Origin of the sequence: Microcoleus sp. CZ3-B2, from assembly GCF_036705055.1 — a bacterium.
Lineage (GTDB): Bacteria > Cyanobacteriota > Cyanobacteriia > Cyanobacteriales > Microcoleaceae > Microcoleus.
This window is the reverse complement of record NZ_JAUBTN010000109.1, coordinates 1-9,963: the sequence shown is the minus strand read 5'-3', so window position 1 is coordinate 9,963 and position 9,963 is coordinate 1. Positions and strand designations below refer to the sequence as shown.

Here is a 9,963-nt window from a genome sequence, read left to right as displayed (position 1 = left end):
CAGAATCAATTTTTCTTTGAGAAATCTTCTGAACTCCCCTTGACAACTGGCATACAAGCTTAACTTGTTACCAATGGCCTGGAAAGATATTTCTTAGAAAGCGATCCGGGTAATACAATGAGATTGAGAAACATGAAAACAGGGAAACCTTGTCAAACTTTACCAACAGGATGAAACTTATGCGTTTAACTACTGTTACGATTTTTAGCTTGCTAGCTCTGTTCGCTCCTGGGTTGACCAAAAAGGCAAATGCAGCCTTCGACTCCAAACCCTTTGTGCAGGAACAATACCGCAGAGACTTTGTGAGTCCCGCCGATCCTGGTGCGTCTACACAGCCGGAGGCAAATTCTCAAGGAGGTATGTTTAATAAGCCTTTTTATTCAGGGGAGCAGCAGCCTGTGAGAAAGGAAAAAACTATCTCGGCGGGAGCAGATGGGCCTGAAGTTGCGGCCATACAGCAGCGGTTGCAAGTTCACGGTTTTGCGATCGGGACGATCGACGGTTCCTATGGTTCTCGCACCAAATCGGCTGTGAGTGCTTTTCAGAAGTCTCAGCGTTTGAATTCCGACGGTATTGTGGATAAACAAACTTGGACGGCTTTAGCAGCAGATCCGGTGTCAGCTCCTGAAAGTTTGCAAAGCAATGCTGCACTTCCAAGCGACGATCGAGTTCAGAAGAGTGCTTCGGTTCCGACAAATCCTGCAACTGCTCTGACTAAAGGCGCGGCGGGTTCTAAGGTGAAGACGCTACAGGTGCGTTTGGAAATGCAGGGTTACGATCCGGGCCCGATCGACGGGATTTTTGGCGCTCGCACTGCTACGGCTGTCAAGAGCTTTCAGGAGTATAAGGGTTTGACGGCTGACGGCGTGGTTGACGAAATCACTTGGAAGGCGATCGGGCAAAACTAAGTGACGAGTCAAATATACGGAAATTCCTGTGGCTATAACTCATGATTGAACCCGGTGTCCAAAAATAACCGGGTTTCTGGATCTTGACGCATGGCTTTGTGCTGTGCTATGTTAGTTCGGTGTCAAAATGCGGATATGGCGAAATTGGCAGACGCGCCAGATTTAGGTTCTGGTTCCGAAAGGAGTGAAGGTTCAAGTCCTTTTATCCGCACTAAACTCAATGCTTTGTACATCAATAGTTTCAGGTTTGTTACGCCATTAAAACTTACGCTGTCCGCTCATCCTTCGCTCTTTTAGGTGCTAAGTATTTCCAAAAGCACCTCTATATCTGCCAAGTTTGCCCCGGACTTTTTGCGTCTGGCTTTCAACTGGTTGAGCAAGTCTGCCGGCTCTGGAAAATCCGCGTCGGTCGGAGCTGAGTTTTGATTTGCTTCCCGATCGGCGCGTTCTTTCTTGAGTTCTTGCCTCAGCATCTGAACTTCTAAAACCAAATCGCCGTTGCGCTCGTGTAACTGATTGAGTTCTGCATCCCACTCTGTAAGTTGCTTGTTGGCCGCTTTCAATTCCTGCCTGAGTGATTCATCGTTGCCGTCACTCAGGCACTCAATTTTCCCAAGCGTTCTTCAATCCCTGCTAATTTAGCCGCTAGCAGAGTGTCTAGCTTAGTGTCTAGCAAGTTGTCTAGCACTGGTTCGATGTCCGAAATTTCGGACACTTGTGTTTGATGTTGGGTTGTCGGCGCTGATACTGCCTGGTTGGCCGCTTGCTCTAAAGTTCGCACTACCCAAGCATTGACGCTCAAACCCTCTGCTGCTGCGACATCTTTAATGGTTTCGAGCAAGTCACGGCGACCGTCCAATCTCAAGTTAAGCTGGCATCTGTCTGTCATGTTTAGTACCTGTCTAGTGGTTGTCTAGTTATATGCTAGCACTGTGTCTAGTGGTTGTCTAGTTATATGCTAGCACTGTGTCTAGTGGTTGTCTAGTAGGCTAACACCGAGTTGTTCCAGACGTTCTTCAATGGCAGCTATTCGTTGAATTAGTGGGGCAATACAATCGGCTACAGCCTTGTCTACAATGTCTACAACATTTGTAGACGCGACGCTATCATTGTTTCGTGTAGACAAATCTGTAGACAAGGTTGTAGACGGCACTGTAGATGTACCTGAGACTTCCTTGAGAATGCGTTGTGCTGCTTGATTAACCGACTCACCGTCTAACCTCTGAGCCTCTATCCAGTTTAGGAAGTGACCGGAAGCTCTAAACGATACGACTTGACTTTGACTCATTGTAGACACTTGTATACAGTATTTGTCTACAATAACAGGCAACTGTCTACACTGTCAACATTTTGTCTACAAGATTTGTAGACATGAAAATCCCCCAGTTAAGGGGGATAAAGTTTAGCCGTCAATTGTCAGTCAGCGGCTAAATTTTCCGCAGGTTACAGAAGAGCATTGAGATTACCCGTCCGCCCTTCATGCCGTCGCGCTCTTGCCAGTCAACCTTGCAACCGATGCTCGTGTGAATCTCAACGATGCGACCGTGCCAGTTATAGCTAATGTCCTCTGGATTGTTACCAGCCACTTCGTCTCCGAGTCTGAATGCTTTGATGGGGTCAGAGCAGGGAATGCCGGTGAGTTTTGTCAGTTTTTGTCTTTGAGACAGGGTGAGTTTTGACAAAGAATTGCATAACTCCAAAAGAAGTGAGTTTTCGTCCTCAGCATCCTCAGCAGCTCTCTGTGTAAGGGTTACTGCCTCAGCACCATCCTCAGCAGAATTTTTTTGCTGAAGCAGTGCTGAGGATGAAAGTACCGTAGAGTCAAGTGCTGAGGATGCTGAGGATGATTTTTTACTTATTTTGGAATTTTGTTTGCAGATACCAAGATAGTAAGCTTCACCCATCATTCGCTGAGACTCGAAGCCCCTTTCTGTGTGTCGATGTTTTTGCAATCTAGGGAACAACTCACTGAACCGCGCAAACACTTGGTTGATAGCCTTTACAGGAGTATCGCGCCCCGGCAACTCGTTCCAAACCAATTTTTCCTTCTCACCCTCAATCTCAAGAATGCCAGCCTCTACATACCAATCCCGCAACTCTTGCCACAAGTCCTTGGCATAAACGCGCTCACCTTGGCCGGCCTCATATCCCATATCTCTGACAAACTGCCACAGATGCTGAGACTTTTCCTGAGCTTCCCGTAAAGCTGCGTCACTAGAGCCGTAATTAATCCCCTCAGCCAGCAGCAACGGTATCCGCTCCAGCATCCTGTTGAGAAGTGCCGGCGCAATCCGTTCCAAAATAAAATTGGGGTCTTCTTTGAACCGAGGGTCAGCTTCTAACTGGCCCTTCCCAGAGTCAGCCCCAACCGCGTAAGTTTTCTTGAAGCTCAAAATGCAGTAACGACTCCTGATAGCCTCTGCATCACTGCTGATACTTGGCAAAACATTGCAGTTAGCAAGGAATATAGCCTCTGGCTTGTACGGATACTCGCCACGCCCCTTGTGCTCAATTGTCAGCTCATCGCCCGTGATGAACTGCTTGAGACTTTGCAGCTTATCCAGTTTCACCGCGTCTGCGTTTTCGCTAGACCAGTTGCACAAAGAATTCTCCAGGCCAGCAAGAGGAAACTTTCTCCCGCTGTCATAAACCTGAAAGTCCTTTAAGCTTTTGCCTGTCACACCCCGTCCCAACACCGCCACCAAAGCAGTCCGCAAAGTATCCTTACCGTTACTGCCATCGCCGTGACAAAGCAGTCCTTTAACCCGCGACATCTTCAGGCGAGCCAGCGGTAGACACAGTGCAGCAGCAACCGTTCTAAGGAAAATTTCACGCTGTTGTGGTTCCAGACACTCTAAAAGGCGATCGCAATCTACGGGGCTAATACTGGAGTCGTATTTGCCACCAATGTAGGTGTAGACCTGCTTAGGATTGTGCGGGGCAAAAGTATGGGAACCATCGGGATTAATCCTGAGAACCCCGTTAGAGCAGTTCAGACCCGGCGGGTTCACGGCATCAATCTCTACCGCCAAACCTGCAACCACCCAGTCGTAAACCTGATTAATGCTGGCAGAGCTGGCACGGTTGCAGCGGTATACGCCCTTAACGTTCTCAAAATAGGTACTGAGCCAATCACGGATACGGCGTTTTTCCGAAGGTTCCGACCGCAGTTGATAATAACCGTCGGCAAATTGGTAAATTTGACCCGCAATCGACACCCAATGCCCCTCAGAGTACAGTGAAGCCTCCGCCTTTTGGACGTAACTAAGCTCTGGAGGCGGTGCTATATCAGGGATGTAGTCATTTGCACTACTGTCATACTTCTGGCATACTACATCTTCTCGCGTATGCGCGTGAGAGGTAAGAAATTTATTAGGGGTTAAAGCAGCTTTTTTGCGATCGCTTTTTTTGAGCTGTTTCTCCCATTTGTCTAGGGTTGGCGCGTTCGCTACAGCCTCTTTGAAGGCATCGCCACCGTTAGCTTTGATAAAGTCATCCATCCCTTTGAATTGGGCATCCCAAGTTGTTATGTAGACCTCGCATCCGCGTTCTTCTAGCAAGCGGCCAAGCTTCAAAATGGCTGCACGGCAAGATGAGTTGCCCGCATAGTCAGAATCAAAGTCTATGTAGTGAACAGTTTCGGGTTGCACCCAGTTTTCAACCTCTTTTGCTAGTTGCCCGTTTTTGCCCCAGTTCCAAACTCCTGTCAAAGCAATGGTTGCTAAGCCGATGCTCAGTCCAGAGCCAGCCTTTTTAACCCCTTCTGTCCAGTGCCGGGGAACAGAGAGGTCGTTGCGAGTCTTGAACCAGTAATCTCTGTCTGGCATGGCTAGAAAGATTGCGTCGGGTTCAGTCCCTGATGCTGTTAGGTATTTGCGCGGTTTTTGCCCTTCTGGTTGGTGCGGCTGGTCCGGCTTGCCCTGTCCGTAGCGGTTCCCTGTTTTTACCCCAGTGCGCCAGTTGATGCTGCGACACCACCAACCACCTGTTTTGATTGGTTCTTTGGGCTGGATGCGTTCGTTGAGTTCTTTGGCTTCTAGCGATTCGATATTGAGACGGGCGATCGCTTCTGATACGGCTGAACCTTCAACCCACTCGGCGAGGTGTTTGGGGCTGATGAAGGTTGAATTTTGGGATGCAGAATTTGACCCATTGGGGTATGATGAATTCATGAATTTACCGCCCTAAAAAGCGGGTTTAGTACCAAAAGCCGTTGCAGCATCAGACTCCAATTTGAAGAGCAGCGGTTTTTTGGTGTTTACTTGAATTTTTAAAAGCTTGAAGCACGAATTGGAACGAGCTTTATATCGTTGAAAGGCAAGACTATAAATTGTTTTGCTTCCTTTCCCTATCCGATAAAAAGCCAGTTATCTCGTGCAAATGAGAATCGAATCTAGCTCAATGTGTGAGTCGTATGCACTCACGGCGCTCATCACCGGGCCGTCTGTTTACCGGGTTTTAACCCGCCCCTCCTAACAACCTACTTTGGGAGATTCCCGGATTCATACAGCCGAACTGGTACAAATCGCGCCTACTCTTTCTCTTGTCAAAGCATTTCTTGGGCTGCCTACTGGATGCACCTCGATCGCTCAAGGCTAGGATTCCACCAATTTTTAAATCGTACAACGTGCCAGAGGGTTGCGGCTATTTTTCCGAAGTTCCGGCGGAGTCTGTGCAACTTCAGCAGAGCTTGCTAGCGGAACATCGAAAAAATCCCGCTAGTGAATAAGCCTGAAAGCTTAGAGAGTCAAATAGCTGAAAAACATATCAAAGTAGATGGTGAATTGTTTACTATCTACTTTATCCTATTTTTTAACTAACATTATCTATTAAGCTTTTTTTCTACTTATTAAAGAGTGTACCGGGTATTACTCGGTTCCGGTTGCCTGCGGCGCCTTAAATTCTGGGTGTGTGCGGCCGGGGGGCAGACCCTAAACCAGCCCCCCCCCGGCCCGCGCTTTCATTCTTCTTTTTCCTCCTTAATAAATGGAAGTAAGTATTCATACTCAGCCTTTGCGTTGCGGTAAGCTTGACTGCTACCGGGGCTCACGCCCCAAATTTCTTTGAGGATTTTATTTTTTCCGTGGATGCCTTTGGCGTGACATTGCAGAATTGATTCGATTTGTTCGCGCTGCCTAGCAGATAAATCAATGGTTGTTAATTCTCCAGAATCGCCAGAAGTCTTATTCAGCAATAGTTCTAGTGATTCTTTTATCGAATTGAGTTCTGTCTCGTTTTCGCGTCCTGTTCGCTGATTCGTGTTGAGAATTTCCTCAGCTTCTATGCGCCGTTGCTGTTCGGAGACATAAATCTCTGTTGCCAGCTCATCTGCGACATCAGCGTTAATTGCCGCGTTTTTCATTGCCTCGAATTCCTCAACTTGGTTGAGTTTGACGGCAACCCTGCGAGCTTCAAAGCAGCAAGCCCAGGAGCCGATTAAGGCCAATCCTGTAGTCAAGTTGTGCAAAGGAATCTTTCGGCTGAGGATAAACGGTGGCGCTAGCCAAAGGGTGAAACTCGAAACCGTCAGCACCGATATTTTTAAGAGCGACATATCATCACCCCCAATCCGATCGCCACGGCTGCAAATGCTAGACACAAAATGCCCTGCAAATCGAGCGCTTTGATTTTGAGCCGTGCAATCAGCCAATCGTCGAGCATCCAGCTCAGCATCCACAGCACAGCAAAAATTATGTAAGCAGCGCGGACGAGCGCCAAGGCTTGAGGATGCAAGGAAGCCAGCCAGCAGAAAAAGCTAGAGGCAACCGCAACCATCAAAAAATCGTTGAAAATTGCGATCGCCTTTGTCATGGTTTCGCCCCTTGCAGTTTGGCTCTAATTTCACCGATGCGAGTTTCGGCATTGCTGGCCGCTTGGTCGAGACTCATTCCAAGCCGAGCATAGGCAGGGCGTTGAGCGTGTAAGTGTTTGCCAAGTCGAGCATCAGCGCGCTTTTTAACGAGTTCGTTGTCAGCCACCACGCCTTCATACTTGCGGTGGTACTTGTGAACTTTTGCATCAGCTTCTTCAATCTTCCCCGCAGCTTCATAACCGCGCTTGGACTGTCTGGCTCCCTCGGTCTTTTGCTTGGCAAGCTCTTTCATTGCATCCGCTTCTTCTTCGGTGAAATAGCGAGGCTTCTGAATGATGGGAACCGAGCGCTCGCCTGCTGCAAATTTACCGGGGTTTAACGGGCTGATTGCATCCGCTGAGGTGGCGGCCATCACTTTATTTTTGTCGATTGCGTGTGTTCCGTCGTGGACAATTCCACCGCCGGACTGGGTAGCAGCTTGATTGCTACCACCGCTCAACAGTTTTTGCATGAAACCCATTACTTTGCTGCTCCGATTTGAATGTTGATGCGAACTGGGGGAAACAGATTGAGAGGATTGATTTGTCGCCACATTGACATTGCCAGCACAAAGACCCCCGCCGATGCGAGTACAAGTGCGATGAGTTGAGAAAAATCAACCCATTCTAAAAAGTTGGTGGAAGTCTGGCGGGTAAAGTCGCAGACGGGGAAGGAACCGTCGTTAGTCCAGCCAGTGTCTACACTGTCTACAGCTTCTGTATTAAAGGATTCAGGTATTGTGTCTGCAGTGTCTACAACATTGAGAGTAATGTCTACAGTGTCTACACTGTCTAGTGATTCGCCGTCAACAAGATAAAGCTCTAGCAGCGCTTCCCATGTGGAAGTCTTGGAAAGCTTCCCAAACTGCTTTGCGTCTTCGTTGGTGAAACCGCGCTCGAAAGCGATCGCCTTGAGTTTGTCAATGCGGCGGTAATGTACGGGAGGCTCAGTCATGGCTAGCCCCCGCACCCGGAAACGTTAAGTGTTGCGATCGCCTCTTGGGACAATCGGCTGAATGTGGCATTATATTTAGGCTCCAAACGTTGCTGATAAACGGTTTGGGGAAGTCGTGACTTGGTTAGCGGTGGTACGCTAGTCAGTCGCGCATCAAATCTTCCTTAGTTACATACGATCGCAGTTTCACAGCCATCTGTCAACACAGAGACTGTAAACTTTTGTTTCCAATTATTCGGCAAGCAACTCTATCACTTCGTCGGGAGTAATGCCGTAAATAGCAGCCAATAATCTAATACATTGTGCGTCGCTTCCTATTTGCTTGAGCACCTGAATAGCGCTACTCAAAGGAATAGCTTCCTTTGTAAATCGAGTCAATAAATCAATTGTCGTTTTGGTATTAGCTCGCTTCTTGTAAGTGCCTTCGTTCATCTGCGTTGAATGTCCCAAATTTTTGGCTCTCGTCTCCTGAGACATCCCAGCCATCTGACCATTAAGATTAGCCAAATGACGTAAAGCGTGAGACTGAGTAAAACCTTTATTCCATCTTTTCAAAGTAGTCCAAGCACGGCGACTGTATATGCCAGCAATTGTTTTGGGACTATCTGACAATAAACAGATTTCAGGTGGTTTACCCGACTTGATTCCTAAACGCTCTATTAAGTCAGGATGAGTCGGTGCTAACATCGGTACGCACAGTCGGTAGCCAGTCTTAGTCGTTGTATCTAGTGATGTTTTGTCGCCCACTACAGCAATCATTCTCACGTTGTCTGGCTCGGTCAGTGCCTGAATAATAATTCCATCCTCTGTCTTAAATGATTTGTCAATGTTTTGAATAGCAAAGACTTCGTGTACTCGAAAACCATACACCACTTGCATTGAGAACACCCATAACCAACAGCGTCGCTGCTCTAAATTGTATCGTTTATTGCCAAGAGGGACATCTAAAACATCTTCACAGAATTTAATAAATTCGTCAATGGATACTGATTGCAGGTCTTTTCTAAACTCCGTTTGTCTTCCGTCAATCTCCTTGAGATGAGCGAGTATATCAGTATTGCCGATAACTTCAGCTAACTTTTTCATGGCACACAAGCAGTTTTTAAAACATTTACTGCCTTGTTTTTTACTATTGATTACCGACAGAATATCCGTTAAGTTGACAACCGTATTCCGTGGTAAAAGCTTGTAATCGTGACCGTAAACGGCATCCCAAGTATTCTGCTGACTGATACTATTTTTGTCGCGCTGTTGACGGCGTTTAGTACGTCCATCCCAGTAATCTTTCTCTACTTTTGCTATCGCATCACCAAACGTCATCAAATCATTTTTGATGATATTTTTTTCTAGAATCGTATCATCGTACCACGCTAAAAACTGAGACTCACTAGAGAACGAGCTTAGAGCATTAGCGACTAAATGAGCTTTTCTCGTAGCGTCAGTAATACCCTGCATCGTCAGATAGCACCCGCAGGTTTTGTTGACCCGCTTGTTACCTAACTTGAACTGAAGCGTTATGTAACCCCCACTAGCTTTGCTGTCTCTTTTGAGTCCTACTCCTTTAGGGCATTCCTTCTGGGCTTGCTTGAAATAGTCCAAAATCCGCTCGTAGCCGATAAGGTAGTCGGCGGTAGTATTTGTTGTGACTGAATTAAACTTTTCGCTCATCTTTCGCTCCCAGCTCTAAAATGTTGAGTTTGCTTGCTGTATAGACCATACATCAAGTAGCTCAGTCTTCGCTCAAGTGCAAGACAGGACTTTCAGAGTGAGTAGAGAAAAGCGCTAGGACGGCGGAAAATCGTAATTTGAAGCCTAAGTGTTAATTCAAGTCCTTTTATCCGCACTAAAGTCAATGCTTTGTTCCGGCGCGAACATCTTCCCAAATTCGATCGGGATTTAAGCTCAATTCGTGAACTTGATATTTTTCCAGAAATGCACCGAGAGATTCTCCAAAGCTAAGTTCGAGATACTGCGGTTGTTTGCGGCGTTGAATGTATTCGCGCAAGGCGATTTCAACTAAGGTTTCCAGCGAATTTTCTCGTTGTAGTTCGATCGCCTCTTGTAGCAGTGCCGTATCCACATTCAGGCTGGTCATCATTGGCTTTCATCTTTTAACCGTTGTTTTAATCATACGATCGCCACTCGGAAGAAATCGATCGTATTATTATTGATGCAGTTATAGTCATTTCAAATAAAAAAGAGACACTATTGAGCGCAGTAGGCACAGATAAGTTCATCTAAAGATGTGCC

At 47.0% G+C, this 9,963-nt stretch carries 11 protein-coding genes and 1 tRNA gene; 2 read left to right on the top strand and 10 right to left on the bottom strand.

Features of this window, described 5'->3' with window-relative positions; all coding sequences use genetic code 11:
• Nucleotides 1-179: 179 nt before the first annotated feature.
• Complete coding sequence (locus QUA97_RS27330) at nt 180-908, top strand: peptidoglycan-binding domain-containing protein (protein WP_194065823.1); 729 nt, start codon at nt 180-182, stop codon at nt 906-908.
• Nucleotides 909-1,037: 129 nt separating this feature from the next.
• Nucleotides 1,038-1,119, top strand: a tRNA-Leu gene (locus QUA97_RS27325).
• Between the two features lie 82 nt (nt 1,120-1,201).
• Here QUA97_RS27325 and QUA97_RS27320 read toward each other — a convergent pair.
• The 10 genes from QUA97_RS27320 to QUA97_RS27275 all read right to left on the bottom strand — a co-directional run bounded on the left by QUA97_RS27320 (nt 1,202) and on the right by QUA97_RS27275 (nt 9,811).
• On the bottom strand, nt 1,202-1,471 hold the full coding sequence (locus QUA97_RS27320) for a flagellar alpha dynein (protein WP_333114569.1): 270 nt from the start codon (nt 1,469-1,471) through the stop codon (nt 1,202-1,204).
• A gap of 32 nt (nt 1,472-1,503) precedes the next feature.
• Entirely contained in the window at nt 1,504-1,797 is a 294-nt protein-coding gene (locus QUA97_RS27315) for a hypothetical protein (RefSeq protein WP_333114567.1), read from the bottom strand.
• An 81-nt stretch (nt 1,798-1,878) separates the two neighbouring features.
• On the bottom strand, nt 1,879-2,196 hold the full coding sequence (locus QUA97_RS27310; protein ID WP_333114564.1) for a hypothetical protein: 318 nt from the start codon (nt 2,194-2,196) through the stop codon (nt 1,879-1,881).
• 139 nt (nt 2,197-2,335) lie between these two features.
• Nucleotides 2,336-5,080 carry a DUF3854 domain-containing protein gene (locus tag QUA97_RS27305; RefSeq protein ID WP_333197402.1) on the bottom strand — a complete coding sequence of 915 codons (2,745 nt, stop codon included), beginning with the start codon at nt 5,078-5,080 and terminating at the stop codon, nt 2,336-2,338.
• 788 nt (nt 5,081-5,868) lie between these two features.
• Entirely contained in the window at nt 5,869-6,507 is a 639-nt protein-coding gene (locus QUA97_RS27300; RefSeq protein WP_333197399.1) for a hypothetical protein, read from the bottom strand.
• Nucleotides 6,450-6,719, bottom strand: a complete 270-nt coding sequence (locus QUA97_RS27295; RefSeq protein WP_333114558.1) for a hypothetical protein — start codon at nt 6,717-6,719, stop codon at nt 6,450-6,452. The genes QUA97_RS27300 and QUA97_RS27295 overlap by 58 nt, the downstream gene beginning before the upstream one ends.
• The gene (locus tag QUA97_RS27290) at nt 6,716-7,240 is read right to left on the bottom strand and encodes a hypothetical protein (protein ID WP_333197396.1); all 525 of its coding nucleotides are present in this window, start codon (nt 7,238-7,240) and stop codon (nt 6,716-6,718) included. Before QUA97_RS27290 ends, QUA97_RS27295 begins: the two co-directional genes overlap by 4 nt.
• Nucleotides 7,240-7,713: a hypothetical protein gene (locus QUA97_RS27285; RefSeq protein ID WP_333197393.1), complete on the bottom strand. Its 474-nt coding sequence runs from the start codon at nt 7,711-7,713 to the stop codon at nt 7,240-7,242. The genes QUA97_RS27290 and QUA97_RS27285 overlap by 1 nt, the downstream gene beginning before the upstream one ends.
• 231 nt (nt 7,714-7,944) lie before the next feature.
• The gene (locus QUA97_RS27280; protein WP_333114552.1) at nt 7,945-9,381 is read right to left on the bottom strand and encodes a hypothetical protein; all 1,437 of its coding nucleotides are present in this window, start codon (nt 9,379-9,381) and stop codon (nt 7,945-7,947) included.
• Between the two features lie 181 nt (nt 9,382-9,562).
• Nucleotides 9,563-9,811 carry a type II toxin-antitoxin system VapB family antitoxin gene (locus tag QUA97_RS27275; protein WP_194008510.1) on the bottom strand — a complete coding sequence of 83 codons (249 nt, stop codon included), beginning with the start codon at nt 9,809-9,811 and terminating at the stop codon, nt 9,563-9,565.
• Nucleotides 9,812-9,963: the final 152 nt, after the last annotated feature.

Bases quoted from the DNA above. Each gene is read 5' to 3' on its own strand.
- QUA97_RS27330 (WP_194065823.1), top strand. From the start codon at position 180: ATGCGTTTAACTACTGTTACGATTTTTAGCTTGCTAGCTCTGTTCGCT.
- QUA97_RS27315 (WP_333114567.1), bottom strand. From the start codon at position 1,797: ATGACAGACAGATGCCAGCTTAACTTGAGATTGGACGGTCGCCGTGAC.
- QUA97_RS27310 (WP_333114564.1), bottom strand. From the start codon at position 2,196: ATGAGTCAAAGTCAAGTCGTATCGTTTAGAGCTTCCGGTCACTTCCTA.
- QUA97_RS27305 (WP_333197402.1), bottom strand. From the start codon at position 5,080: ATGAATTCATCATACCCCAATGGGTCAAATTCTGCATCCCAAAATTCA.
- QUA97_RS27295 (WP_333114558.1), bottom strand. From the start codon at position 6,719: ATGACAAAGGCGATCGCAATTTTCAACGATTTTTTGATGGTTGCGGTT.
- QUA97_RS27290 (WP_333197396.1), bottom strand. From the start codon at position 7,240: ATGGGTTTCATGCAAAAACTGTTGAGCGGTGGTAGCAATCAAGCTGCT.
- QUA97_RS27285 (WP_333197393.1), bottom strand. From the start codon at position 7,713: ATGACTGAGCCTCCCGTACATTACCGCCGCATTGACAAACTCAAGGCG.
- QUA97_RS27280 (WP_333114552.1), bottom strand. From the start codon at position 9,381: ATGAGCGAAAAGTTTAATTCAGTCACAACAAATACTACCGCCGACTAC.
- QUA97_RS27275 (WP_194008510.1), bottom strand. From the start codon at position 9,811: ATGATGACCAGCCTGAATGTGGATACGGCACTGCTACAAGAGGCGATC.